This window comes from Streptomyces sp. NPDC005794 (assembly GCF_042871445.1).
Classification (GTDB): domain Bacteria; phylum Actinomycetota; class Actinomycetes; order Streptomycetales; family Streptomycetaceae; genus Streptomyces.
The window spans coordinates 87,380-110,857 of record NZ_JBIAIN010000011.1; the positions used below are offsets into that span (position 1 = coordinate 87,380).

A 23,478-nucleotide genomic window follows, 5' to 3' on the forward strand; every position below is an offset into this window, starting at 1 on the left:
GCTCAGTTCCTCCGGGCCGTGGAGTCCCCGGCGCGGCCTTCGGCGCCGCCGCTGTCCTGCTGCGCGGTCGCGCGCAGCTCGCCCTGGCGGCGCCCGCGCCGCAGGCCGAAGTAGTAGGCGAGGACGCCCGCGCCGAGTGCGGCCTGCAGGGCGAACAGCGCCGACTCGATCTCGCCGGACGGCGGTTCGTACAGCGGGGAGAACCAGGGTTCGTAGTCGGGATCGATCTCGGTGATCGCCGTCTCGGCCTGGGAGTCGGCGCCCGCGAACGGCTCCTTCTCGCCGTCACCGAGACCGAGGGCCACGGGCAGGACGGCCAGCGCGGCCACGACGAGCAGCAGAAGGGCGTTGATCTTCGTGTTCCGGTTCATCACGCCACCGCCTCGGTCTCGGCTGCCTCGGTCCGGGTCTGCCTGCCGGTGAGGAACACGCCGAGCCGGGTCAGATCCCCCTTGCTGGACTGCACGAGAAGGCGCATCACCAGCACGGTCAGAAGCCCTTCGCTCACCGCGAGCGGGATCTGGGTGACGGCGAAGATGGAGCCGAACTTGCCGAGCGCGCCCGCGAATCCGCTGCTCGGGTCCGGGAAGGCGAGCGCCAGTTGCACGCTGGTGACGCAGTAGGTGGACAGGTCGGCGACGAACGCGGCGAAGAACACCGCCACCATCAGCGACACGCCGTACCTGCGCAGCACTTTGTAGACGGCGTAACCCGCCCAGGGCCCCACGATCGCCATCGAGAAGACGTTGGCGCCGAGCGTGGTCAGGCCGCCATGGGCGAGAAGCAGGGCCTGGAACAGCAGGGTGACGGTGCCCAGGACCGCCATGATCGGAGGGCGGAACAGGATGGCGCCCAGCCCCGTGCCGGTGGGGTGCGAACAACTCCCCGTCACGGAGGGGATCTTCAGGGCGGAGAGAACGAACGTGAAGGCCCCGGAAGCCCCCAGGAGCAGCGTGCTCTCAGGGTTCTCCCTGACCTCACGCGTGAGTGACCGGACTCCGTGGACGACGAACGGCGCGGACGCGACACCCCAGGCGATCGCGTGCGCCGGAGGCAGAAAACCCTCGGCTATGTGCATGGCTCAGCAGACCCTCTCCAGCACCTCGTGGATGGTTGAAGTGCCTTGGCCGGTCTCCTGGCTTACGGGTACCACCGCCCGAACTCCGCCTTCCCGGGTCACAAGGACCCAGTGGCTGCCCGCGAGGGCCGGAGCCGGACTTCCCGATCACAGTGGCGAGGGCCGCACCGGCATCACACCGGATTTCCCGTTCACCAAGGCGTGGCGACAGTAGTGCCCGGCGAGGGGCGAAGACAAGCTCGGGAGCTGCCTAGGTGTACTGACCCGTGAGGTTGGGGACGCGGAAGCGCGCTGCCCTGAGCGCGCCGGCGCGATACGAGCAGGGGCCCCGCGGCCTGTACGGCGGCGCGGTCTCCCGAGGCGGCACGGACGGTTCACCGGACGCGGCCCTGGCCCTTCGCACGCTGCTGGGCGAGGGGGACAGGACCTGGCTCCGTGCGGGTGCCGGTGGCACAGGCCGGTCCGTCCCCGCACGGGAGACCGAGGAGACGTGCGAGAAGCTGCGCAGCGTCGCGCCCCATCTCAGGTACGCCGAGAGGTGACGGCCGTGCCGCACCGTTCATGAGGGCGGGGGCGACGCCGTGCCGGCGCGCCCCCGCCCCGTCCTGCCCGGCCTACTGCCGGATGGCGACGAGGACGTAGCTGTTGCCCACCTGCCAGACCGGGCTCGCATGGCCGAAGCCCGCTTCGGCCAGCAGCTCGACGTGCCGGCCGAGCGTGACGGCGCAGTCGGCGTGGGCGGAGCCCGGCTTACGGCGCTCCGCACACAGCTGCGTCAGCTCGGGCTCGTTCTCGACGGCGGACCACCATGCCTCCCAGTCCTCGTGATCGAAGGCGTGCCGCCGTTCGGCCCGGCGGACCCCGACGAACTCGGCGATCTCGGCGAACCCGGCCCCGTCCTGTGACAGATGGTCCGCGTTGATCAGTACGCCGCCGGGCCGCAGCAGCGCGGTCAGCTCCGCGTACGTGCTCCGCAGCATTCCTTCGGGGAGATAGTGGAGCGCGGTGGTGGACACGACCGCGTCGACCGGCCCCTGGAGCTCGAGAGCGCTCGTCCAGCCCTCCTCACCGATCACCGCCTCGACGTACCGGGCGGCGTCCGGATGGCGGGCGCGGGCCAGCGCCAGCAGCAGCGGGTCCATGTCGACGGCGACGATCTCGGCCCGCGGCAGGCGTTCGATCAGCCGTGCGGGCAGCGAGCCGGGCCCACACCCCAGATCCAGCACGCGCGGAGTCTCATGACCGGCCGTCACGTGTTCCACGACATCCGCGACCACGGTGAAGCGTTCTTCCCGGTCGATCGCGTACCGCTGCTGCTGCTGTTCCCAGCGGTCCACCCACAACTGGGCCGTCGACATGCTCACGCTCATCTTGCTGTACCACCTCTACGCGCTCGGTTCCGCTACGTGACCCCGAATCTACAGGTGAAAACGATTGTCATCGGCACTGGTTCGGCTCAGCTCAGCTCGGCGAGCACCTCCAGCAACCGGTCCACCTCGTGCCGGCTGTTGTAGGCGTGCAGACTGACCCGTACGGAGCTGCGGTTCTCACCGGCCCGGCCCTGGCAGAGGCCATCCGCCCGCACCATGAAACCGTGGCTGAACAGGATGAAACCGAGGTCGACCGAATCGATGTCCCGGTGCCTGAACGTCACGATGCCGTGCCGCTGCTGCACCGAGGAGCCCTCCGCCAGGCTCAGTTGGCACCCCACCACTTCGTACGGCGCCAGCGTGCGCAGCCCGTCCGTCAGCCGGGCGGTCAGCTCCACGGTCCACCGTTCGATCCGCTCCAGCCCGGCCCGGTCGAGCCAGTCCAGGGCAGCGCCCAGACTGACGATGCCCACCGTGTTCGGTGTGCCGCTCCAGCCGCGCGGCGCGAAGGGAGCCCCTCGTACGCCTCGGGACCAGATCGCTCCGGAGCCGGGCAGGGCCAGTGCCTTGTGGCCGGAGAAGACGGCGAAGTCGACGTCCAGCGCCTTCATGGAGACAGGGAGATGTCCGACGCTCTGGGCGGCGTCCACGCAGATCGCCACGTCGGGCCCCACCGCCCGGCGGATCCGGTGCACGTTCATGTCCCCGCCGTAGACGTGATGGACGTGGGTCACCGCGACGAACCGCGTGCGGGAGGAGACGAGCGCGGCGAGCTCCTCCGTGTCGTAGTCGCCGGAGGAGGACTGGTAGGGCATCTCCCGGACGATGACGTGAGTGCCCTGGCGGGCCAGTGACTCGACCGCCTCCAGCCAGGGCGAGGCGTTCGCCTCGTGATCCGCGAAGGGCACGATGATCTCGTCCCCCGAGCGGAGTTCATGGGCGAGCCAGTCCAGGGCCACCCGACGCAGTCCCTCGGTGGTGCCGCTGACGAAGTGCACCGCCGAGGTGCCCGGATCCGGGTCGTCGAGGAAGGTCTTGACCCGCCCCCTGGTCTCCTCGATCAGACTCGTCGTCCTGTTGGCCCACGGGTAGGTACCGCGCCCCGCGTTCGCGTTGGAGGTCGTCAGGTACTCCTGGACCGCGTCCAGGACGGCCTGCGGCTTCTGCGCGGTCGCGGCGCTGTCCAGATAGGCCAGACCGGGGTGACCGGCCACGATCGGGAACTGCGCGCGGAGGGCGCTGTTCCAGGCGGCCAGGTCCTCCTTCGCCGCGTCCGCAGCGTCGCTCGGCAGGCGGGTCACTCCCGCACCAGCGGTGCGCCCGCATCGCGCCAGGCGATGATGCCACCGGCGAGGCTGCGCACGTCCGGATGGCCCATCCGGGTCAGGAGCGCCGCGTACTGCAGGGACTTCTCACCGACAGGACACGCCAGCAGCACCGGCTGGGACTTGCTGAACGGCAGCCCTCCGCGGACGAGATCCTCGAACAGCTCGTCGACGATGTTGATCGACCCCTCGATGTGCAGGGCCGCATAGGCGTAGGGGCTGCGCATGTCCACGACGAGGGGCTTCTCCTCGGCCATCCATTTCCGGGCCTCGGCGACCTCCACGGCGGTGGCTCCGCTCAGCTCCTCGGGAGACACGGACGCAGCCGAGTTGTTCCGCGGCTGCTGGCCCAGGAGTTCGGGGCGACGCTTCCTGATGTAACTCAGATAGCTCTCGACGCGGTCACACACGATGAACACGGCTGTCGCGGGTTCGGTGAGCTGCGGTCCGATGTCCCGAAGATGCCGGACCGCTCCGAAGTACGCGGCACCGCCGGTCGGCCCGGCCAGAATCCCGCACCGCCGGACGAGCGTCAGCATTCCGTCGATCGCCTCGGAGGAGGTGACCTTCTCGATGGTGTCGTAGGTGAGGGGATCGAAGATCCCGACTTCCTGCACCTCGTCGATGTTCCTGATCCCGGGGATGAAGTCCGACTTGTCCGCGACGAGTCCGACCACTCCGACCTTCGGATTCCGGTCCCGTAACGCCCGCGCCACTCCGGTGGACGAACCGGCGGTGCCGACACCGGAAATGAACCAGTCCGGTGCCCGTCCGTCGAGGTCCGCCACGATCTCGGGCCCGGTGCCGGATTCGTGGGCCTCCGGATTACGCGCGTTGTAGTACTGATCCGTGTGGAGGTAGGCGCTCCCCGGCTCGTTGAGACCGCGGTGGAACAGGGTCAGGGGATCCTCCGAGTTCGTGGGATCGAGGCACTCGGTCTGCCCCGGCAATTCCTCGATCTCGGCGCCCAGCAGAAGGAGCATCTCCTTCATCTCCGGAATCTTCATCCGGTTGGTTACGCTCTTGAACCCGATCCCGTGCATCCCGGCTATGGCGGCAAGGGCCTTCGCCGTGTTCCCGCTGGACAACTCGACGATCTGGCTTCCCTGTTCGACTGCCGAAGGGAGGCCGGGCCGGACCATGTTCCAGGCTGCCCGGTCCTTCAGCGAACCGAAGGGATTGCAGAACTCGAGCTTCGCGTAGAGGTCGATGTTCTGCAGACCGTGGACGTGAGGGGCGATACGCACCAAGGGTGTGTCGCCGACTGTCTCGATGATGCTGTCATACCTCATGTGCGTCCTCTGCGGAATGTATGGGCCAGTACTGATCGTCGAGTCGCCACTGCCAGCCGTCGGAGCCCCGGTGAGCCGCAACCTTGCGGGCGAGGGGGCGTTGCTGGGCGTGATGGGCGGTGAAATCCATGCAGTATCCGGCCGTGTTGGGGAACGCCAGAAGGTCACCGGGGGCCGGCAGGCGGGGGAGGAAGACCAGCCTGCGGGTGATGAGATCGGACTCGAGGCACAGGTTTCCGTGGAGGTGGACCGCGAAGGCCTCCGCGGAGCCCTCCGTCGCCTCCCACGGCTTGCCGCGGTGGAGAACGATCGGATCCATGAGGATGCCGTGCTCCTCGAGAGCACAGTCGTCGGCGTTCATCGACAGGCGTACCGAGTGGGTTCCGTCCGTCTCGAGACGCGTCTCCAGCACGCGAGCCAAGGTCAGCCCGCACTGGTCCAGCAGCGCCCGGCCCGGCTCGACGCACAGGTCGTACAGGTTCTCCAGCAGCAGCGTCGCCAGCGGGCGGCCGAGCGTGGGGCCGGGACTGCGCAGGAGCTCGTCCAGGTAGTCGGCCCCGGCGACCGGGCGGTGGGAGGGGTAGAGCTCCAGACTGCCACGGAGGGTTCCCCCTTCGCTGCTCAGCCCGTACGCGTGATTGCGCCAGGCCAGCGCCTCGCGCCGGCCCATCGCGGCCAGGGTCAGCTGGCTGGTGTACCGCTCCCACTGGGCCCCGTCGGCGAGGTAGCTGACCCCGAATCCGCCGCCGATGTCGATCACCCGTGGCCGCATTCCCCGGGCCCTGCACGCGTCCATGGCCCGTACGCAGCCCTCCAGCGCGAGGGCCTTCTCGTCGAGGCTGGTGGTGTCGAGGTGGTAGGAGACGCCGACCACCTCCACGGAGTCGCGGTGCCGCTCGCAGGCATCCAGCAAGCCGGCCAACTCCGATGCGGGGGAGCCGAAGCGGCTGCGGCGGCTCAGGACCTTCACCGCGGTGCCCGAGAAGTCCGACAACCTCAGCATGACCCGCACCCGTGGCAGCTCGTGGCGGCGCACCAGCGCGGCGAGTGCGTCCAGTTCGGCGTGGCCCTCGATGTTCACCGTGACGCCGGCGCGTGCGGCCAGCCAGAGGAACTCCGGCTCCTTGGGCCCGGTCGCACCGATGCGGCCAGGGGTGAACCCGCAGGCCAGCGCGTGTTGCAGTTCGCCGAGCGACGCGACGTCCATGGCAGCGTCGGTGGTCGCCAGCCGGCGTACCAGTGCGCTCGACCTGTTGGCCTTGTGGGCGAAGCAGATCTCACCCTCGAGGTGGTGGCGACGGTACACGGACCGGAACCGTGCGACGTTCTCGGCGATCCGGTCCGGAAGCACCACGTTGAGGGGCGACCCCAGCCCGTCCACGAGGTCGTGCAGGAAGCGGGAGGAGGTCAGTAAGGACGTGAGGGGTTGTTCGAGCTTCGGGTCCAGGAACAAGGGGACAGCCAACAGCGGCACTCGCCTCTCAGTGGGGGGCAGCGACAGCTCGACTGCCGTGGGCACTGGTCGGCGCGCCGCCGCAGGTGATGGGTCAGCTCGGCAGGAGGATTGTCGTATCCATGATGTCCAGGCCGAGTGGCCTCTATGCCTGCGTCATGTATGAACGTGAACAGCGACAGGCGCCGGTGCGGTGGTCCGCACCGGCGCCTGTCATATGCGCGCTGTCACCCGATCAGCCCTTGCCGACGGGCAGCCGACGGAAACGGCCGATCAGTGGTCCTCCCAGTACCTATGTCTCGCAGCGTAAGCCTGCCCGGGTGCGGACACCTCCGGACGCTCTGCCGGAGTTCAGGCCCGTCACCCAGGGCTTTCGGACGTCACCCCAGGGCAGTTCCGCGACGGCTGCCCCGGACCACGGATCACTTGCCGGAGCCGGCGTACGGCAGCAGTGCCATCTCGCGCGCGTTCTTGATCGCCGCGGCGACCTGTCGCTGCTGCTGGGCGCTGACGCGGGTGACCCTGCGGCTGCGGATCTTGCCCCGGTCGGAGATGAACTTCCGCAGCAGATCGGTGTCCTTGTAGTCGATGTAGGTGATCTTCGCCGCGTCGAGCGGGTTCGGGCGGTCCTTGGCGGGCTTACGGGGTTCCTGGCGTCGGGCCATGGGTCTTTCCTTACGGGGCTGGGTGGGCGGGTGCGCGACGGGGTCAGTGGACCGGGTCGAGGAGCGCGTCGAACGCGGCCGGCAGGTCCTTCCACGCCGCGCGGCCCGCGGTGTACTCGGCGTCGGTCAGCAGGCAGGAATCGAGCAGAGCGGTCAGTCCGTCCCGGTCGAGGCCGGGAGAGACGAAGACCAGGTGCTGGCAGCAGTCGCCGTGCTCGGGGTGCCAGTCCAGTGCGGCGGCCGCCCGCCGGACCGGCGGAATCATGTCCCAGGCGGCGTCCGGCAGGGACGCGAGCCAGGGGCCGTTGTTCTCGACGCAGAGCGCGCCGCCCGCCGCGTCCCAGGACAGGAGGGTGTCGGGGCGGTCGGCGAGCCAGAACCGGCCCCGGCTGCGGGCGGCCGCGCAGCTCAGGTCCTCCAGTGCGTCGTACAGGCGCTCGGGATGGAACGGGCGGTGCCTGCGCCACACGAGAGTGCTGACGCCGGCCTCCTCGGCCTCCTGGGGCAGCAGGGCGCAGGCGGGATGCTGGCCGGCACCGGCCGCTTCCACGTCGAACCCGGCGAGGGCCAGCTTCGTCAGCTCCTTCGAACCGGCCGCCGCCTGAGGTGCGGTCGGGTGCAGCTGACCGATCAGCGCCCGGTCCTCCTCGTCCGCCCGGCCGTCGTCCACGAGGGCGACCGCCGACGCGTACTCCAGCTGCCGGGCCCAGGTGTCGCCGATCGTCCGCTGATCGGTGGCCGCGGCCGCCAGTCCCGCCTCGGCGAGGTCGTCGCCGTTGACGAGGTAGGGCAGCACGAGGGCGGGATCGACGGCGGTGATCACACCGGTCACCTCGACCAGGCCCTCGCCGTGTGCGGCGATGACCTCGGCCATCGCCCTGGGCTCGACGGAGTCCCACAGTTCGACGACGGCCATCGCGGTCACTCCGTCGGCCGCCAGTCGCTCCAGCTCCGGCATCAGGTCCTCGCGCAGGGCGCAGCAGGCGCAGTCGTTCACCAGGGGGGCCTCGCCGCTGGAGAGCGTCCCGGAGATGTCACGTACGGTCCGGTGCACCGTGCCTTTCTCCGCTGTCGCCAGGTCATGGTGCAGCGCGACGCTGTGCGGTACACCCCTCAACAGCCCTTCCACCACCTCGTGGCGGGCGTCCGAGTGCAGCCCGTTGACGAGGACGACGGGGAGCGCGTGCTTGTCCTCCATCACCGGCCCTCACTGCGGCCGTAGCGCCGCTCGAAGCGTTCGACGCGTCCCGCGGTGTCCAGGACACGGGCGGTCCCGGTGTAGAAGGGGTGGCTCGCGGAGGAGATCTCCACGTCGACGACCGGGTAAGTGTTGCCGTCCTCCCACTCGACGGTCCGGTCGCTGGTCAGGGTGGAGCGGGTCAGGAAGGCGAAGTCGGCGGCCATGTCGCGGAAGACGACGGGGCCGTAGGCGGGGTGGATTCCGGGCTTCAAGGCGGTGTCCTCGTGGTCGGGGGTGCCGGGCGGGGGATTCGCGGTGTCAGCGCTCTTCGCGGAAGTCGACGTGGCGGCGGACGAGCGGGTCGAACTTCCGCAGCACCAGTCGGTCGGGATTGTTGCGCCGGTTCTTGCGGGTGACGTAGGTGAAGCCCGTTCCCGCGGTGGAGCGGAGCTTGATGATCGGGCGTAGTTCGTTGCGAGCCATGCCGCTAGTATATGACAATGGTTTCCATGTTCAATATGGGGCCCACTTGATGAGAGGCAGGTAACTTCATGTCCGCCCACTGCCAACTGACCGGCGCACAGCCGGGCTTCGGCAACAAGATCTCCCACTCGCACCGGCGCACGTCGCGGCGGTTCGACCCCAACATCCAGCGCAAGCGTTACTGGCTGCCCAGCGAAGGGCGGCATGTACGCCTGGTGCTGAGCGCCCGCGCGATCAAGGTGATCGACACCATCGGTATCGAGGCAGCGGTCGCCCGCATCAGGGCGAGGGGAGTGAAGGTCTGATGGCCAAGCAGAGCAAGATCGCGCAGAACGAGAAGCGCAAGGCGATCGTCGAGCGGTACGCCGCACGGCGTGCGGAGTTGAAGGAGATCATCCGCAGGCCCGGCACCCCGGAGGCCGAGCGGGGCGCCGCCGTCGAGGAACTGCGCCGCCAGCCGCGCAACGCCAGCGCGACCCGGGTCCGTAACCGGGACAGTGTGGACGGCCGTCCCCGTGGTCACCTGCGGAAGTTCGGGCTGTCCCGGGTCCGGATGCGCGAACAGGCGCACGCCGGGTTCCTTCCTGGAGTGACCAAGTCCTCCTGGTGACACCTCGGTGTCGATGACGGGTGGTGGGTGCGGCCGGCGGGCCGTGACACCACCCGTCGCCGTTTCCCGGCCCGGAGGGCGAGGCGACGGCACGGGGCAGCAGGAGGAGCGCGCTCCCGCCCGGCGGGAACGCGCTCCTCCTGCTTCGGGAGTGGAGAGGGTCAGTGCTGCTTGACGCCGCTCAGCTCGTTGGGGGCCTCGGGCAGTTCCGTCGAGGCCAGCTGCTTGCCCGACTCGATGTCGATGGCCAGCAGCTTCTTGTTCGTGGGGTCCGAGACGTACGCCGTGTGGTCGCGTACGAACAGCGCCGGGCGGGGCTGCTGCCAGTCCAGCGGCTCCTGCCACGAACCGAGGGCGGAGATCTTCTTGGTCACCTTGCCCGTGGTGGGGTCGATGACATGGATACGGCCGTCGGTGCCCAGGACGAGCGCCTCACCGTGCGGACCGCGTGCCAGCGAACGGAAGGTGTAGCTCGTACCGAGGTCGACGAGCCGCAGCTTGCCCGTCGCGGTGTCGATGAGCGAGACCTGCTCCGGGCGTTCCAGCTCGGCGTCCTTGTCCTTCTTGTAGTCACCGAGGACGACGGGCGACTCGTCGGACCCGGCCTGGTTGCCGATCCGGCCGTACTCCGTGGGGCTCTTCACCTTCTTGATGACGCCGTCCTTGTAGATCAGGACACCGTCCTGGCAGCCGATGACGACGGCCTCGCCCTGCGCGGCCGCCTCCCCGTGGACGCCGGGGCAGTCCTCGCTGCGGGCGATCTCCTTGCGGTCCTTGTCCAGTACGGCGATGCCGACGCCCTTCTCCTCCGTACCGAGGGTGGTCACCAGCTTGCCGTCCGCGAGCTGGACGGCGACACCGTGGTGCGGGGCGGCGGAGGTGTACGTCTCGGCCTTCGGCTTCGTCTCGCCGAGGTCCTTCGGGTCGAAGACCGTGACCACTCCGGTGCCGTCGGCGAAGAGGATGGTCCTGCCCGCGTGACGTACGACGTGACCCGGCTTGCTTCCTTCGAACTCGACGTCGGTGAGCTTGCGTCCCGCTGCGTCCAGCACCTGGAAGCCGGTCGAGGTGGAGACCATCACGTGGCGGTCGCTGCCGGCGGGGTTGACGCGGTTGAAGCCCTCCAGGGGTATGTCCTCGGCGAGCTTCAGAGTCTTCCCGTCCAGTACGTACAGGCCGCCGTCGTACGTGGTGACGATCGGGTCCGCGACCTCGGCGGCCGGTGAACCGGACGCTTTGTCCGCCGACTTGGCGGCGGACGCCTCGTTGTCGCCCCCGCAGGCGGTGAGTGTGACGGAAGCCGCGAGCAGGGCGGCGACGGCAGTCGCGGTCCTCGGGCGTGCTCCATGCTTCATTACGTGTGTTCCTCTCCGTGGCTGTCGCTCATGACCGGCGACAACGTGGCTATTCGGTGCCCAGTCCCGTGGATATGGACCGGGTGTTGGCGCGCATCATTTCCAGGTAGGTCGCCGCCCCCTCTCCCTCGGCGGTGAGGGATTCGGAGAACAGCGGCACGACGTCGACCTCGATGTCGCTCTCGCGTTTCAGCACCTGGGCCAGTCGGTCGGGTTGCGACGAGTCCGCGAAGATCGCCTTCACACCCGCCGTCTCGATCGCGGTCGACAGGGACTTGAGGTCCGAGGCGCTCGGCGACGCGAGGCTGGTCCCGCTCGGGATCACCGCGCCCACGATCCGGAATCCGAAACGCTGGGCCAGGTAACCGAAGACATGGTGGTTGGTCACCAACTGGCGCTGCTCGGACGGGATGTCGCTGAACTGTTTCCGCATCCACGACGTCAGTCCGGTGACCTGTGATCCGTAGTCGGACGCGTTCTTCGCGACGACCGTCCGGTCGACGCCCCTGACGTGCTCGGTGACCTGATCCGCGATGAGCCCGACGGCCTTGCTGACCCGCTCGGGGTCCGTCCAGAAGTGCGGGTCGGGCTCGTCGGCCGACTCGCCCGCCGTGTAGGTGAGCGGATCGACGGCCTCCCCGACCGCCAGGGTGGAGACACCGGCTTCTTCGGCGGCCTCCACATGGCGCAGAACGTTCTCCTCCAGGCCGAGCCCGTTGTAGACGACCAGATCGGCCTGTTCGATGGACGCCGCCTGCGGAGCGGAGACACCGAAGGAGTGCGGATCGGCTCCGGCCTGCATCAGCACGGTCACCTCGGCCTCGTCGCCCACGATGTTGCGGGTGATGTCACCGAGGATGTTCGTGGTGACGACCACGGAGGGGCGGCCCTGCTCGCTTCCCGCGCAGCCGCTCACCCCCAGGAGCAGAACGCCGGCGAGGGACGCGAGAAGGAGACGTGCGGGCACCCGACGCGTGCGCCCGGTGGCGGAATCGATGCTCATCGGCCTGTCTCCACCATGTAGGTCGGGGCGAAGTCGAGCGGGAAGGTCCGGGCGAGCCGGAGCCGGTCGTTGTAGTCGATCTCGTAGACCTTTCGTGCCGCGCCGTCGTTGACGTACGCGCGGGTGGTGTCGACCTCGATGGCGGCGGACCCGGCCCCCTTCGAGAGGAGTTCCTTATGGGCGACGCTCTTCCCGGTGGCGATGTCGTAGGCGGTGAGCACACCGTCCTTGCCGAGCGCGAGCAACGGAGAGCCTTCTCCGGCGGTGTTGGCGGCCACGACCGGGCCGGTCTCGATCCGCGTCCAGGCGCGGTCGGTGACGTCGAGGACCCAGACGGACGCGTCGCCCGACCTGGCCGCGAGCGTGGTGCTGCCCGCCCGGTGGTGGAAGTCGACGGCCCGTTCCGAGGCCTTCACCGCTGTGCCGTACGGGATCTTCTCGGCCTCGAACGTGCCCTTGTCCTCGCTGACCAGCAGGGCGCCGTCGGCACATCCGAGGACCACGCCCCGGCGGGTGACGGCCTCACCGCGCACCTGGGCACACGGTTCCTTCAGCGTGCTGACCCGTGCGCCCTCACGGTCGCGGACCTCGACGGTGTCCTTCCCGGCACCTGCCCCCGTGACCAGCAGATGTTCCTTGTAGGGGACGACCGCCCCGCTGCCCGCACCGGTCAGCGCGCTGCCACGGGGGACGGTGCCGTCCTCGAGTTCCTTGCGGTCGAGCAGGTGGGTGCCGCCCTTCGAGGAGGACACCGCGGTGACGGCCTGATCGCTGTGGATGTGGGCGGCGTCCGTACCGGCGACGGACCCCACGTCGCGAATGGCGGCGCGGTAGTAGTGGACGTGGTCGCCGTGTTCCACCGTCCAGGCGCCGGAGTCGACGACACGGGTTCCGCCGGCGGTGCTCAGGTAGGCGAACCGGCCGTCGGTGCGCAGCCCTTGCACGCCCTCACTGCCCTGGAGTGACGTGATGTCCTCGGTGATCAGGTCCAGGACCTTGACCGTCCCCGTGTCCGCGTCGGCGAGCACGAGTCGGGACTGCTGTTCGGAGGCTTCTTCGGCTCCCTCGACGTACCCGTGGGGTTTCGCCGAGGCCGATGCCTTCGACGGGGCCTTCACGTCGTTGCCGCTCTGGCAGCCGAGGAGCAGCCCGGAGCCGGCGAGGGCGGCGCAGGAGAGTGCTGTGGCGGTTCGGATCTTTCTGAGTGTCATGACGGATGTCCGTATTCCATGTGCGGGCGGTCGGTCGCGGAAGTGGGGATCGCGGAGGTGGGGGGAGCGGGGGTGGGGGGAGTGGACCGCGCCCAGCGGTTGCGGAGGCCGGAGGCCGCGGTGGAGAGCAGGAACTGGACGACTGCCGTAGCCGCGATGCTCGCTCCGGCGGCCGTGTGGAGGTGCCACGAGAGCAGCAGGCCGATGAACGTCGCGCCGGCTCCCAGGCAGGCGGCGCCGATCATGATCGCCGGGATGCGCCGAGCCCATGGCAGCACGGCTGCGGGTGGTGCGATCAGCAGGCCGAAGACCAGCAGGGTGCCCACCACGTGGAACGACGCGACGATGGCCAGTGTGAGCAGGGCGAGCAGAGCCGCATGTGCGAGGCGCGGCCGGAGCCCCAGCGTGTGCGCCTTCCGCTCGTCGAATGCCAGCGCGAGGAACGGCCGGTAGCCGAGTACGGAGATCACCAGCGCGATGACCAGCGCGCCCCCGAGGTAGGCCAGGTCGGCCGAACGTACGGCGAGCACGTCACCGAAGAGGAAGCCGGTCAGGTCGACCGCGAAGGACTGCGAACGCGAGACGATGATCACGCCCAGCGACAGCATCCCCACGAAGAGCAGACCGATGCTGGTGTCCTGCGACAGCCGGGGTGAGCGGCCGACGACGCTGACGCCGAGCGCCATCACGGCCGCGCTCACGGCGGCGCCGACCAGCAGGTTGCCCCCGAGCAGTGAGGCGAGTGCGATTCCGGGGAGCATGCCGTGCGACATCGCGTCCCCGAAGAACGCCATACCGCGCAGAACGACCCACGTACCGGCCAGGGCGCAGATCAGCGACACGAGTATGCCGCCCCACAGGGCCCGTTGGACAAAGGTCACCTCGAAGGGGCCCATCAACCATTCCATGCGGCGGACACTACAATGAAAACGATTATCACTACAATGAAGCGTCATGGGAAGAGGTTCGGGAGATGCAGCGGCAGGTAAGGCTCGACGGAGTGTCGGCCGGTTACGTGAATCGTGCGGTACTGGATCAACTCACCCTGCAAGTACCGGCGTTCACCACCACGGCTGTGGTCGGACCGAACGGCTCGGGCAAGTCCACGCTTCTCGGGGTGATCTCCGGGGTGATCCAGGTGACAGCGGGAGAAGTGGAGCATCGGACCGGCAGGCGTGCGGCGTTCGTGACGCAGCGCAGCAGGGCGGCCGACGTGCTCCCGCTGACGGTGCGGGACGCCGTCGCGATGGGGAGGTGGGGGCGCTGCGGTCTGTGGCGGCGGCTGTCGCGGCGGGACCGGGATGTCGTGGAGTCGAGCATGAGCCGGCTCGGCATCAGCCCACTCGCCCATCGGCAGCTGGGGGAGTTGTCGGGTGGCCAGCGCCAGCGCGCCCTCGTTGCACAGGGGTTGGCGCAGGAGGCTGATCTGCTCGTACTCGATGAGCCCACCACCGGCCTCGATGCGACGGCTCAGCGGCTCATCGCCGAGGTGCTGGCCGAGGTGACCGAGGAGGGGGTGACGGTCGTGCAGGCCACCCATGACCTCGAGGTGGCCAGGTCCGCGGGCCACGTCCTGCTGCTCCAGGAGGGGCGGTTGCGAGGAGAGGGGGATCCTCGAGAGGTGCTGACCGATGACGCGATCGACGAGATCTGGCAACTGCCCCGGCGGGTGTGAGGTGTTCGCGTCGTCCAGGCCCCTCCGTGCGAGCGGCACGACCATGGTCACCGCCCCCGATCGACGCCGCAGCGCGGCGGACCGGCGGCCCGAAGTGCTGGCCGCCCTCCGGGAGAACGGCGGATTCCTGAGTGCACAGGGTCGCCACGCGGCGATGACGCAGCGGGGCATCCGCATCGGCCTCACGGCGGTGTACCGGGCGTTGTCCGACGCGGACGCGGAGGGGCGGCTCGAAACGGTCCACGCCCGGGGCGCGGTGAAGTCGTACCGGTATCTGCCACCCGTGCACGAGCGCCATCTGAGGTGCCGGGTCTGCGGGGCCGGCGTCGCTTTCGTCTCCCAGGCGCTGGAGGAGTGGGTGGCGCAGCTCGGGCCTCGTCACGGATTCGAGGACGTACGGCACGCCGTCGCCGCGACGGGCACCTGCCCCAACTGTGCGGAAAGCGGTGCGGGCTGGGCGAGGCGGGATCGTCACCGCCTGCCGGGGCGCCAGATGGCGCCCCGGGACGAGGGGAAGCGTGCGACAGGGCCGGACCGGACGATGCCGTGGCTGCGACCACCGTCCGGCCCGGAGTTCAGGGGTGGGACGCCACCGGTTCCGGGTGCTCCTGCTCACACGTGTCGTCGATGCCGTACGTGCCCCACTCCGGGAACGGATCGGCTGTGGGCCGCGCCTCTCCCTCGGACATCAGGCACCCGGACAGAGCTTCGTGGACGGCCTCGGTACGCAGATCCGTGCCGATGAAGACCAGCTCCTGGCCCTGCGTGGTGTCGGCGTCGCGCGCGCCGGACGGCTCGAAGCGGGCCACGGAGCCCGCCTGTGACCAGAGTCCGGTCACGTCGGGCCGGCTGGACAGCCAGAAGAAGCCCTTGGAGCGCAGAACCTGCCCGTACCGGCCGCTGTCGAGCTCGTCGGTGACGAACGTCCACAGGCGGTCGGGATGGAAGGGGCGGTCCGAGCGGAAGACCGTGCTGGAGATTCCGTATTCCTCGGTCTCCGGCATGTGGTCCCCATTCAGTTCCCGGACCCATCCGGGGGCCTGCTGGGCCCGTTCCAGGTCGAAGAGGCCGGTGCCGAGAACCTCGGACAGTTCCACGCGTCCTCGGCGGGCGGGCACGATCCGGGCCACCGGATTGAGGCGAGTGAGTGCGGCCACGAGCTGTTCTCGCCCTCGTTCGTCCACGAGGTCCAGCTTGTTCAGCACGATGACGTCGGCGAATTCGATCTGGTCCATGAGCAGGTCGCTGACCGTGCGCTCGTCGTCCTCGTACTGGTCGAGTCCACGCTCGGCGAGGCCGTCACCTCCCGCCAGTTCCGGAAGGAAGTTGGCCGCGTCGACCACGGTGACCATCGTGTCGAGCCGGGCGAGGTCGCCCAGGGTCGCCCCGTCGTCGCGCGGGAAGGAGAAGGTCGCCGCCACCGGCATCGGTTCCGAGATGCCGCTGGACTCGATCAGCAGGTAGTCGTAGCGCCCCTCGCGGGCGAGCCGGTCCACCTCTTCGAGCAGGTCGTCGCGCAGGGTGCAGCAGATGCATCCGTTGGTCATCTCGACCAGGCGTTCCTCGGTGCGTGAGAGTGCGGCCTCGCCCCCGCGCACCAGTGCCGCGTCGATGTTGATCTCGCTCATGTCGTTCACGATCACCGCGACCCGCATGCCCTCGCGGTTGCCGAGGACATGGTTGAGCAGCGTCGTCTTGCCGGCTCCCAGGAAGCCCGAGAGCACGGTGACGGGCAGACGGTTCTGCGCCATGGAGCGGATCAGTCCTCGGGGTGCAGGAGGCCGCGCTCGTACGCCTTCACCAGTCGCTGCGGCACCTGGTGGACGGTGCCGTCGACCGTGACGGGCACGAGCTGAGGTGTCGTGGCCTTCCACTGGGCGCGACGGTGACGGGTGTTGCTGCGGGACATCTTCCGCTTCGGGACTGCCATGGGGACCTCCTGGGTCGTCGTCGGCAACGAACGCTATATGAAAACGATAGTCAATATCAAACTCTCCTTTCGGGTGCCCTTCGGCGGGGGACCTCCCGTCATCCGTATCGCTGCGAGATCACTCGATCGGCTTCTTGCCCGAACCGGGAGCTACCTCGGAGCCCGCGAGCCCCTTAGAAGGTCATGAGCAACGAATCGGATGTCGGAGAGCCCGGTGACCAGGGGAGCCGTCCACATGTCCACCCCGGACACGAACTGAGACGTCTCCGTCAGGAGCAGGGGGTGTCCCTGGCGAAGCTCGGTGAGCGGATCCACTACACCAAGGGGTATCTCTCCCGGGTCGAGACCGGTGACAAGCCGCTGACTCCGGCGGTCGCCGGTGCCTGCGACGCGGCGCTGGGGACGGGCGGGTTACTGGGGCGCCTGGCGGTCGCGTTCCCGGACCAGCGCCGCCGTGCGAACGGAGACGAGTGCCCCTACCGCGGACTCGCTCCGTACCAGGCGGCGCACGCGTCCTGGTTCTTCGGCAGGGAGCGTGCCACGGCAGCACTCGTACGCATGGTGACGGCGAGGCTCGACGGTGGGGGACCGGCGGTCGTCGTGGCCGCGTCGGGAACGGGCAAGTCCTCGTTGCTGCACGCGGGACTGGTGCCGGCGCTGTACCGGAAGGTGCTCCCGGTGAGCGGATCGCACCGGTGGCCGGTCCTGGCGATGTGCCCCGGGGAGCAGCCCGTCAGTCAGGCGCTGATGCTGATGGCGGACGCGGTCGACACCGATCCCGGGACGCTCAGGACCGCCCTGGAGGAGGGCCCGCGTCAGCTGGCCCGCGCCGTCCACGAGCTGGTGGCCCCGGAAGGCAAGGAAGGTGCCCGGCTCGTCCTCGTCGTGGACCAGTTCGAAGAGGCCTTCACCCTGTGCGAGGACACCGCCGAGCGGACTCGCTTCATCCGCGTCCTGCACGCGCTGTCCACCGTGCCCGACGACCCCCGTGAACGGCAGAAGCACCCGGCCGCCCTGGTCGTCCTCGGTGTACGCGCCGACTTCTACGGGTCATGCCTCGTCCACCCCGAGCTGGCGGCGGCCCTGCGGAACGGTCAGCTCCCGCTGGAGCCCATGTGCCCGGGTGAGATCCGCGAAGCGGTGACGAAGCCTGCCGAGGCCGCGGGCCTGGAGCTGGAACCCGGTCTCGTCGAGGTGATCCTCCGTGACCTCGGATCCCTCACGGCGGACGAGGACCACGTGGTCGACGACGGTCCCGGCGGGCCGGGCGTGCTGCCGCTGCTCTCCCACGCCCTTCTGACGACCTGGCAGGAACGGGACGGGACGCGCCTCACCGTCGGAGGGTACGAGCGCGCCGGTGGCATCGTCGGCGCGGTGTCGGCCACCGCGGAAGGCGCGTACGGACGCCTGTCGGCCGACCGCAAGGAAGCCGCCCGTGCCGTGCTCCTGCGCCTGGTCCGTGTCGACGAGGACGGCCGTGCCACCCGCCGCCACGCCGGCCGGGAGGAACACGTCCTCGGCGTCTCGGGTCAGGCCGGTGAGGTCGTCGAGGAGTTCACCCGCGCCCGGCTGCTGACCGCCGACCGAGGCCAGGTGACTCTGGCCCATGAGTCCGTACTGCGCGCCTGGCCGCGCCTGAGGGGCTGGATCGACGCCGACGCGGCGTCCCTGCGGGCCTGGCAGCGGATGAGCGAGACCGCCGGGCAGTGGCAGGCGGAGGACCGCGACCCCACGCTCCTTCCTCGAGGCAGCAGGCTGGCCGCCGCGAAGGAGGCCGCGGGGCACCCTCTGGTGCTGCTGGGCGAGACCGAACGCGCGTTCCTGCGGGCCGCCGAGGCCCAGGACCGTGCGGAGCGGCGGCGGGAGAGGCGCCGGACCCGGCGCCTCCACCAACTGCTGGTGGCTCTCGTGGTGCTGCTCGTCATGGCACTCGTCAGTACCGCGACGGCCGTGCGGATCAGCCGCGAGGCGATCGCCGGCCAGCGCATGGCGCGCCTCAACGAGAAGCTCGCGCTGCTCGCCGTTCCCAGTACCGCCGCCAATGCCGAGGCGAACATGCTGCTGGCCGCGTCGGCCTGGGCCACCGCCCGGAGCGGTGCGTCCGCGAGCGGCGTGCTCAGCACCCAGGCGGCGCCTTACACCGGATCACTGAAGGGTCACGCCGGCTTCGTACGCGCCGTCGCGTGGGCCGGAGACCACCTGGTGTCGGGCGGGGCGGACGGAACCGTCCGCATCTGGAACAGCCGCTCACGGCGCGAGGTGCGGAGAATCGACCAGAGGGACGCCGTCCGGGCCCTCGCCGTCGCTCCGGAGACGGGCGCGCTCGTCTGGGGTGACCAGCGAGGCGGCCTGACGATGGTGAAGGGCCTCGGCGCGCGGGAGGCGCCGCTCCCCTTCCGGCATGACGGACGCGTCACAGGTCTGGCCGCCTCCGAGGACGGCCGGACCGTGCTGTCCGTCGGTGACGACGGTGTCCTGGCCCAGCTCGACCTGACCTCCCGGGACGTTCCGGTCACTCGCACCGGCCTGAACCATCCCCTGTACTCGGTGGCGGTGACGCCCGACGGCGGTCGTGCCGCCGTGGCGGGGGCCGAGGGACGCCTGTGGCTGGTCGACCCGGCAGGGGGCACGTCCGTGGAACTGGAGACCGAGGAACGCGACGCCGTCTGGGCCCTCGCCTTCTCCCGGGACGGCAGCAGGCTGTTCGCCGGAGCGTGGGACGGTGATGTCACGGTCTGGAACACCCGGACCCGACGGGTGGAGACCACGCTCGTCGGGCTGACGGACTCCGTGGTCGACCTCACGGTCTCACCCGACGGACACCAGGTCGCCGCCTCCGGCCACGAGGACGTCGTCGCGGTCTGGGACCTGTCCACCCACCGTCTCCTCACCACACTCGTCGGCCACCAGGGCTTCGTCTGGGGTGCCGAATACGCGCCCGACGGCAGGTCCATCGCCACCGGCGGAGAGGACGGCACCGTCCGGCTGTGGACACCCACGAGCTCCCTCGGGCTCCTGGAAGGCAGCGAGCCCTGGCTGGACGGCGCGTTGTCGCCGGACGGGTCGATCCTCGGGATCGCCGGCGGGAACGGCACGGCCCGCTTCGTCGACCAGCGCTCGGGAAACGCCCGCCGGCTGCCGAGCGGTAACGGCGCCGCCGTCCGCGCGGTCGCGTTCAGCGACGACGGGGCTCACTTCGCCGCCGCCGACGAGCAGGGCGACGTCAGCGTCTGGCGCACCTCGGATCCGCGCAGGCCCGTCACCGAATGGCGGGCGCACCGACGCACCATCAGGTCACTCGCGTTCCGCCCGGGACACCGGGACGTCCTGGCCGTCGCCGGTGACGACCACGTCGCCACTCTGTGGAAGCTGCCCGCCGGCGCAGGCGCGCCCGTCCGGTCCCATCAGCTCAGCGGCCACGCCGACGGTGTGCACAGCATCGTCTTCCTGGACGAGAACACCGTCGTCACCGGAAGCCTCGATCACGAGGCGAGGCTCTGGAACTACTCCGACTCCCGCCTCCTGCGCAGGCTGCGCCACGGCAGCCTCGTACTGGACCTCGCCGCGGGCCCAGGAGGTGTACTGGCTTCCACCGGCTGGGACGACACGGTGAAGATCTGGGACCGGCCGCTCGGGACGGGGCGCCCGCGTACGCTCACCGGTCACACCGGACCGGTGAACACCGTCGCCTTCAACCGGACGGGGACCCGGCTCGCCACCGCGGGACGGGACCACACCGTCCGCGTCTGGAGCACGGCGGACGGCCGGCTCCTCCACACCCTGAGAGGGCATCAGGAGCCCATCCGCGCAGTCGCCTTCATGAGCGACGACGGACCGGTGGTGTCGGTGGCCGAGGACGGCACGATCCGCAGATGGAGCCTCGACACCGAGGCGGTCCTGCGCGACGTCTGCCGTGCCGTCGGATCCGTCGACCGTGCCACATGGCAGAAGCAGCTCCCGGGAGTTCCCTTCGAGCCGGGCTGCCGGTAGACGCCGGCCCCTGTCACCCACATGCGTAACAGCCCTGGTCAGGAGTGTTTACCGACGGCCCGCCCGCCGGAGGCAACCCGGAAACCCTGTGATCCTTCTGGCCGGTGCGACAGACTCAGGGCACAGCAAAAGCCGCTGAACGTCACAAAGGTGACTGCTGATCACCCGACGCGCACGGCCCGCTGCCGCACCTGTCCGACCGACCGCGAGGGGTCCTCGCTGTCCACTCGACCTGCTGGCACGCTCCCGGCCGAAACCGGCCGCACACCGAAAGAGAGTTGCTGAACCATGGCCCGCAACACCCGCCTCGTCGCACTCGTCCTGAGCACCTTCCTCGCCGGCGGTCTCACGGCCGGCCAGGCGCAGGCCGAACACCCCACCTCCAAGAGGACCGCCACTTCGGCGGCCCCCGCTGCCCTGGCCCGACAGCAGATCGTCACCAACGCCAACCGCGCTCTGACAAAGCCCACCAAGTACAAGGCGACGAAGAACGGCTCGGTCCGCCTGAGCAAGCCGAACGGCAACAACAACTACCTCGGTGGCCACAACCTCAACGAGTACAACAACTACAACGGCCAGTCGTGGTGCGGTCACTTCGCGGCCGCGATGTGGGGCAAGCGGGGAGTTCCCGCGAAGTACGAGGCGTCCCAGCGGTGGCGTACGCACATGGGCAGCCGCTTCCACGCCTACAACGCCAAGAAGCTCCCCCAGCCCGGCGACGTCCTGGTGTGGACCAACAGGAGCAACGCTTCTTTCGGACACGTGGGCGTCGTCGTCGCGGTGAAGGGCCGCACCATCACCACCGTCGAGGGCAACGCCGGTACGGGCACCGACAGCGTCACCCGCCAGACCTACAACTGGAACGACACCCGCAACACCGGTGGCCCCTACGTGAGCGCCAAGAACTTCCGGGGCTTCGCCACCCCGTCATGAGGCACCACCACTTCCTCCTGGAGAGCATGCCGATGAAGTTTCCGAGTGTCAGCAGCAAACGCGGCCGCAGCCTCGTCGCCGGCCTCGCCGCCGTAGCCGTTCTCGGTGGTGCGGCGGCCTCCGCCGCGGCGGCAGCCGCACCCGCGAAGTACCGGACGCACGCCGAGGCCGCCGCGCAGCTGAAGAAGGCCGGTGTCACCTGGTCGTCGAGCGGAGGCTGTACCAACCGCGAGAGGTCCGACTGCACGTCCTTCACCAGGATCAACAAGGCGACGGTCTCCGGAGTGATCGCGTTCCGGAAGGCCGGTGGCTGCGCCGTCCGCGTCACGGGGGGTTCCGAACGCGGCCATGCCGCCGGTACCTACAGCCACTACAACGGCTACAAGGCCGACGTAGCCCTCGGCCGGTGCGTCGACACGTACATCACGAAGCACTTCAAGGACGTGGGCGAGCGGGGCGACGGCGCCCGCATGTACCGGTCCGCGGCAGGCAACGTCTACGCCCGCGAAGGCAACCACTGGGACATCACCTACTACAACAGCCGCGTCTGACCGTCCGCCGGGACAGGCGGCCCGGATCGATCACACCCGAGTCCACCCGGCACGGCGGCCCGCTCCGGGCCGCCGTGGGAAGAAGGAGAAAGCACCATGAGCCTCATGAGCAGGACGACGCGCACGGTGGTCGGCCTGGCCGCCGCCGCCCTGATGAGCACCCTCGTCACACCTGACCCGGTGGGCGCGGCGCCCCTGAACCCCTGGTCCTGTACGCCCGGCGCCTTCTGCGCCTATCCCCAGCCCAACGGCAAGGGCGGCGCCTGCGGTTGGCAGATCGACGACCCCGACTGGCTGGGAGGCAGCTCTGTCTGCAAGTGGTCCAGGAACACCCGGGTGAAGTCGGTCGTCAACAACGGCACGTCCGGCAGGCCGGTCTCGATCTACACCAGGGCGGGGCTGAAGGGCACGAAGGTGCTGTGCCTCAAGAAGGGGCAGCGGCTCAACCTCAAGGGCGCCGGTACCTTCGTACGGAGTCACACCTGGAAGTGCTGACAGCTCGCCGTCGCGAGGTGCCCGCCCCCTGCCCCCTCCGGGTTCCAGCCGCTCGATGGCGCCCGGTGGGGCCGGTGGGGCCGGTGGGCCGGACATACTGCGCACGGTCCCGGTCGGCAGGCGGAAAATTGTTTGAGCCTCGCGTGATCATGTGGCAGGCTCGCCCGCCATGACCGAGCTCACCACGTTGCACGACGACGAGGTGGACATCGACGCGTTCCTGCTGGTGGCGTGTCTGCTCTCCACGCGGCGATGACATCCGGGTCTCGGTGAACAGCGTGCGTTACGGAGGACGGATGGCATCGGTCAAGCAGTTCCAAGTCACCTTCGACTGCGGGGAACCTGAGCGCGTCGCTCGCTTCTGGTGCGAGGTGTTGGGGTACGTCGTACCGCCGCCACCGGAGGGGTTTGCTGCCTGGGACGATTTCGACCGCTCGCTGCCTCCTGAGCGTCAGGGCGCAGCATTCGTCTGCATGGATCCCTCAGGTGTGGGCCCGCGCATGTACTTCCAGCGCGTTCCCGAAGGCAAGGTCGCCAAGAATCGGGTGCATCTCTGTGTGCGGGCCGGCACCGGGCTCGTGGGTGAAGAGCGCCTCGCCACACTCCAGGCCGAGTGCGCACGACTGATCGCGCTCGGCGCGGCACACGTGCAGACGCTCCTCGCCGATGGCACCAACGAGTCGTGCATCGTGATGCAGGACATCGAGGGCAACGAGTTCTGTCTCGACTGAGGGGCCGCGCACCACCCTCTGCGGCTCGCTCGGCCGGCGACGAAGTCGTCGCTGGTCCCGGCGGGTACCCGTTCGAGCTCCTGCGTCCCATGGCGGAGCTGGGCAAGCTCGCCTCTCAACTCGTGTTTGTGGGCGCTCAGTTCACCGA

The 23,478-nt window shown here is 69.5% G+C and carries 24 protein-coding genes, 2 pseudogenes and 1 riboswitch; of the genes and pseudogenes, 10 read left to right on the forward strand and 16 right to left on the reverse strand.

Annotation, left to right across the window (positions count from 1 at the left end; genetic code table 11):
* Positions 1 to 2: 2 nt before the first annotated feature.
* Complete coding sequence (locus tag ACFYQ5_RS19225; RefSeq protein ID WP_389198853.1) at positions 3 to 371, reverse strand: energy-coupling factor ABC transporter substrate-binding protein; 369 nt, start codon at positions 369 to 371, stop codon at positions 3 to 5.
* Positions 371 to 1,078 carry an energy-coupling factor ABC transporter permease gene (locus ACFYQ5_RS19230; protein WP_389198855.1) on the reverse strand — a complete coding sequence of 236 codons (708 nt, stop codon included), beginning with the start codon at positions 1,076 to 1,078 and terminating at the stop codon, positions 371 to 373. The genes ACFYQ5_RS19225 and ACFYQ5_RS19230 overlap by 1 nt, the downstream gene beginning before the upstream one ends.
* A 29-nt stretch (positions 1,079 to 1,107) precedes the next feature.
* Positions 1,108 to 1,292: riboswitch (cobalamin riboswitch) on the reverse strand.
* A 61-nt stretch (positions 1,293 to 1,353) separates the two neighbouring features.
* Here ACFYQ5_RS19230 and ACFYQ5_RS19235 point away from each other — a divergent pair.
* Positions 1,354 to 1,620, forward strand: a pseudogene (locus ACFYQ5_RS19235) (chorismate-binding protein); the annotation flags it as partial.
* 72 nt (positions 1,621 to 1,692) lie between these two features.
* Here ACFYQ5_RS19235 and ACFYQ5_RS19240 read toward each other — a convergent pair.
* The 8 genes from ACFYQ5_RS19240 to rpmG all read right to left on the reverse strand — a co-directional run bounded on the left by ACFYQ5_RS19240 (position 1,693) and on the right by rpmG (position 8,846).
* Complete coding sequence (locus tag ACFYQ5_RS19240) at positions 1,693 to 2,448, reverse strand: class I SAM-dependent methyltransferase (protein WP_389198856.1); 756 nt, start codon at positions 2,446 to 2,448, stop codon at positions 1,693 to 1,695.
* 86 nt (positions 2,449 to 2,534) lie between these two features.
* The gene (locus ACFYQ5_RS19245) at positions 2,535 to 3,749 is read right to left on the reverse strand and encodes an aminotransferase class V-fold PLP-dependent enzyme (RefSeq protein WP_389198858.1); all 1,215 of its coding nucleotides are present in this window, start codon (positions 3,747 to 3,749) and stop codon (positions 2,535 to 2,537) included.
* Positions 3,746 to 5,065 (reverse strand): pyridoxal-phosphate dependent enzyme, encoded by a 1,320-nt coding sequence (locus ACFYQ5_RS19250; protein WP_389198860.1) that lies wholly within the window; start codon positions 5,063 to 5,065, stop codon positions 3,746 to 3,748. Before ACFYQ5_RS19250 ends, ACFYQ5_RS19245 begins: the two co-directional genes overlap by 4 nt.
* Positions 5,055 to 6,539 (reverse strand): Y4yA family PLP-dependent enzyme, encoded by a 1,485-nt coding sequence (locus tag ACFYQ5_RS19255; RefSeq protein WP_389198862.1) that lies wholly within the window; start codon positions 6,537 to 6,539, stop codon positions 5,055 to 5,057. Before ACFYQ5_RS19255 ends, ACFYQ5_RS19250 begins: the two co-directional genes overlap by 11 nt.
* Positions 6,540 to 6,940: 401 nt before the next feature.
* A complete protein-coding gene (rpsR, locus tag ACFYQ5_RS19260) occupies positions 6,941 to 7,183 on the reverse strand; it encodes a 30S ribosomal protein S18 (protein WP_389198864.1) in 243 nt (80 codons plus the stop codon).
* 43 nt (positions 7,184 to 7,226) lie between these two features.
* Positions 7,227 to 8,381, reverse strand: a complete 1,155-nt coding sequence (locus ACFYQ5_RS19265; protein WP_389198866.1) for a CobW family GTP-binding protein — start codon at positions 8,379 to 8,381, stop codon at positions 7,227 to 7,229.
* Positions 8,381 to 8,635, reverse strand: coding sequence for a type B 50S ribosomal protein L31 (locus tag ACFYQ5_RS19270; RefSeq protein WP_389198868.1), 255 nt, complete (start codon positions 8,633 to 8,635; stop codon positions 8,381 to 8,383). Before ACFYQ5_RS19270 ends, ACFYQ5_RS19265 begins: the two co-directional genes overlap by 1 nt.
* Positions 8,636 to 8,681: 46 nt before the next feature.
* Positions 8,682 to 8,846 carry a 50S ribosomal protein L33 gene (gene rpmG, locus ACFYQ5_RS19275; protein ID WP_389198870.1) on the reverse strand — a complete coding sequence of 55 codons (165 nt, stop codon included), beginning with the start codon at positions 8,844 to 8,846 and terminating at the stop codon, positions 8,682 to 8,684.
* A 68-nt stretch (positions 8,847 to 8,914) separates the two neighbouring features.
* Here rpmG and rpmB point away from each other — a divergent pair, with 68 nt between their 5' ends.
* Positions 8,915 to 9,151, forward strand: a complete 237-nt coding sequence (gene rpmB, locus ACFYQ5_RS19280; RefSeq protein ID WP_359465241.1) for a 50S ribosomal protein L28 — start codon at positions 8,915 to 8,917, stop codon at positions 9,149 to 9,151.
* On the forward strand, positions 9,151 to 9,456 hold the full coding sequence (gene rpsN / locus ACFYQ5_RS19285; protein WP_389198872.1) for a 30S ribosomal protein S14: 306 nt from the start codon (positions 9,151 to 9,153) through the stop codon (positions 9,454 to 9,456). Before rpmB ends, rpsN begins: the two co-directional genes overlap by 1 nt.
* 161 nt (positions 9,457 to 9,617) lie before the next feature.
* Here rpsN and aztD read toward each other — a convergent pair whose 3' ends face one another.
* Genes aztD through aztB form a run of 4 tightly spaced genes read right to left on the reverse strand, consistent with a single transcriptional unit; the run spans position 9,618 to position 13,933 of the window.
* Positions 9,618 to 10,811, reverse strand: a complete 1,194-nt coding sequence (gene aztD / locus ACFYQ5_RS19290; protein WP_389198873.1) for a zinc metallochaperone AztD — start codon at positions 10,809 to 10,811, stop codon at positions 9,618 to 9,620.
* Positions 10,812 to 10,860: 49 nt separating this feature from the next.
* Complete coding sequence (gene aztC / locus ACFYQ5_RS19295; protein WP_389198874.1) at positions 10,861 to 11,814, reverse strand: zinc ABC transporter substrate-binding protein AztC; 954 nt, start codon at positions 11,812 to 11,814, stop codon at positions 10,861 to 10,863.
* Positions 11,811 to 13,025, reverse strand: coding sequence for a hypothetical protein (locus tag ACFYQ5_RS19300; RefSeq protein WP_389198876.1), 1,215 nt, complete (start codon positions 13,023 to 13,025; stop codon positions 11,811 to 11,813). The genes aztC and ACFYQ5_RS19300 overlap by 4 nt, the downstream gene beginning before the upstream one ends.
* Entirely contained in the window at positions 13,022 to 13,933 is a 912-nt protein-coding gene (gene aztB, locus ACFYQ5_RS19305; protein WP_389198877.1) for a zinc ABC transporter permease AztB, read from the reverse strand. Before aztB ends, ACFYQ5_RS19300 begins: the two co-directional genes overlap by 4 nt.
* 65 nt (positions 13,934 to 13,998) lie before the next feature.
* Here aztB and aztA point away from each other — a divergent pair, with 65 nt between their 5' ends.
* The gene (aztA, locus tag ACFYQ5_RS19310; RefSeq protein WP_389198878.1) at positions 13,999 to 14,700 is read left to right on the forward strand and encodes a zinc ABC transporter ATP-binding protein AztA; all 702 of its coding nucleotides are present in this window, start codon (positions 13,999 to 14,001) and stop codon (positions 14,698 to 14,700) included.
* 43 nt (positions 14,701 to 14,743) lie between these two features.
* Positions 14,744 to 15,100: pseudogene (locus ACFYQ5_RS19315) on the forward strand (transcriptional repressor); the annotation flags it as partial.
* Between the two features lie 175 nt (positions 15,101 to 15,275).
* Here the strand turns inward: ACFYQ5_RS19315 and ACFYQ5_RS19320 are convergent.
* Both ACFYQ5_RS19320 and rpmF read right to left on the reverse strand, forming a co-directional pair.
* Positions 15,276 to 16,451, reverse strand: a complete 1,176-nt coding sequence (locus ACFYQ5_RS19320; protein ID WP_389198880.1) for a GTP-binding protein — start codon at positions 16,449 to 16,451, stop codon at positions 15,276 to 15,278.
* An 8-nt stretch (positions 16,452 to 16,459) separates the two neighbouring features.
* Positions 16,460 to 16,630, reverse strand: coding sequence for a 50S ribosomal protein L32 (gene rpmF / locus ACFYQ5_RS19325; RefSeq protein ID WP_389198882.1), 171 nt, complete (start codon positions 16,628 to 16,630; stop codon positions 16,460 to 16,462).
* A gap of 183 nt (positions 16,631 to 16,813) precedes the next feature.
* Here rpmF and ACFYQ5_RS19330 point away from each other — a divergent pair, with 183 nt between their 5' ends.
* From ACFYQ5_RS19330 to ACFYQ5_RS19350, 5 genes are all read left to right on the forward strand, one after another.
* A complete protein-coding gene (locus ACFYQ5_RS19330; protein ID WP_389198884.1) occupies positions 16,814 to 20,620 on the forward strand; it encodes a helix-turn-helix domain-containing protein in 3,807 nt (1,268 codons plus the stop codon).
* A 288-nt stretch (positions 20,621 to 20,908) separates the two neighbouring features.
* Positions 20,909 to 21,553 (forward strand): CHAP domain-containing protein, encoded by a 645-nt coding sequence (locus ACFYQ5_RS19335; protein ID WP_389198886.1) that lies wholly within the window; start codon positions 20,909 to 20,911, stop codon positions 21,551 to 21,553.
* Positions 21,554 to 21,585: 32 nt separating this feature from the next.
* Positions 21,586 to 22,104 (forward strand): hypothetical protein, encoded by a 519-nt coding sequence (locus tag ACFYQ5_RS19340; RefSeq protein WP_389198888.1) that lies wholly within the window; start codon positions 21,586 to 21,588, stop codon positions 22,102 to 22,104.
* A 105-nt stretch (positions 22,105 to 22,209) separates the two neighbouring features.
* Positions 22,210 to 22,599: a peptidase inhibitor family I36 protein gene (locus ACFYQ5_RS19345; RefSeq protein ID WP_389198890.1), complete on the forward strand. Its 390-nt coding sequence runs from the start codon at positions 22,210 to 22,212 to the stop codon at positions 22,597 to 22,599.
* 296 nt (positions 22,600 to 22,895) lie between these two features.
* Positions 22,896 to 23,330, forward strand: a complete 435-nt coding sequence (locus ACFYQ5_RS19350; protein ID WP_389198892.1) for a VOC family protein — start codon at positions 22,896 to 22,898, stop codon at positions 23,328 to 23,330.
* The last annotated feature ends 148 nt before the right edge of the window (positions 23,331 to 23,478 follow it).

Bases quoted from the DNA above. Each gene is read 5' to 3' on its own strand.
- ACFYQ5_RS19225 (WP_389198853.1), bottom strand. From the start codon at position 371: ATGAACCGGAACACGAAGATCAACGCCCTTCTGCTGCTCGTCGTGGCC.
- ACFYQ5_RS19230 (WP_389198855.1), bottom strand. From the start codon at position 1,078: ATGCACATAGCCGAGGGTTTTCTGCCTCCGGCGCACGCGATCGCCTGG.
- ACFYQ5_RS19240 (WP_389198856.1), bottom strand. From the start codon at position 2,448: ATGAGCGTGAGCATGTCGACGGCCCAGTTGTGGGTGGACCGCTGGGAA.
- ACFYQ5_RS19250 (WP_389198860.1), bottom strand. From the start codon at position 5,065: ATGAGGTATGACAGCATCATCGAGACAGTCGGCGACACACCCTTGGTG.
- rpsR (WP_389198864.1), bottom strand. From the start codon at position 7,183: ATGGCCCGACGCCAGGAACCCCGTAAGCCCGCCAAGGACCGCCCGAAC.
- ACFYQ5_RS19265 (WP_389198866.1), bottom strand. From the start codon at position 8,381: ATGGAGGACAAGCACGCGCTCCCCGTCGTCCTCGTCAACGGGCTGCAC.
- rpmG (WP_389198870.1), bottom strand. From the start codon at position 8,846: ATGGCTCGCAACGAACTACGCCCGATCATCAAGCTCCGCTCCACCGCG.
- rpmB (WP_359465241.1), top strand. From the start codon at position 8,915: ATGTCCGCCCACTGCCAACTGACCGGCGCACAGCCGGGCTTCGGCAAC.
- rpsN (WP_389198872.1), top strand. From the start codon at position 9,151: ATGGCCAAGCAGAGCAAGATCGCGCAGAACGAGAAGCGCAAGGCGATC.
- aztD (WP_389198873.1), bottom strand. From the start codon at position 10,811: ATGAAGCATGGAGCACGCCCGAGGACCGCGACTGCCGTCGCCGCCCTG.
- aztC (WP_389198874.1), bottom strand. From the start codon at position 11,814: ATGAGCATCGATTCCGCCACCGGGCGCACGCGTCGGGTGCCCGCACGT.
- ACFYQ5_RS19300 (WP_389198876.1), bottom strand. From the start codon at position 13,025: ATGACACTCAGAAAGATCCGAACCGCCACAGCACTCTCCTGCGCCGCC.
- aztB (WP_389198877.1), bottom strand. From the start codon at position 13,933: ATGGAATGGTTGATGGGCCCCTTCGAGGTGACCTTTGTCCAACGGGCC.
- aztA (WP_389198878.1), top strand. From the start codon at position 13,999: ATGCAGCGGCAGGTAAGGCTCGACGGAGTGTCGGCCGGTTACGTGAAT.
- ACFYQ5_RS19320 (WP_389198880.1), bottom strand. From the start codon at position 16,451: ATGGCGCAGAACCGTCTGCCCGTCACCGTGCTCTCGGGCTTCCTGGGA.
- rpmF (WP_389198882.1), bottom strand. From the start codon at position 16,630: ATGGCAGTCCCGAAGCGGAAGATGTCCCGCAGCAACACCCGTCACCGT.
- ACFYQ5_RS19330 (WP_389198884.1), top strand. From the start codon at position 16,814: ATGAGCAACGAATCGGATGTCGGAGAGCCCGGTGACCAGGGGAGCCGT.
- ACFYQ5_RS19335 (WP_389198886.1), top strand. From the start codon at position 20,909: ATGGCCCGCAACACCCGCCTCGTCGCACTCGTCCTGAGCACCTTCCTC.
- ACFYQ5_RS19340 (WP_389198888.1), top strand. From the start codon at position 21,586: ATGAAGTTTCCGAGTGTCAGCAGCAAACGCGGCCGCAGCCTCGTCGCC.
- ACFYQ5_RS19345 (WP_389198890.1), top strand. From the start codon at position 22,210: ATGAGCAGGACGACGCGCACGGTGGTCGGCCTGGCCGCCGCCGCCCTG.
- ACFYQ5_RS19350 (WP_389198892.1), top strand. From the start codon at position 22,896: ATGGCATCGGTCAAGCAGTTCCAAGTCACCTTCGACTGCGGGGAACCT.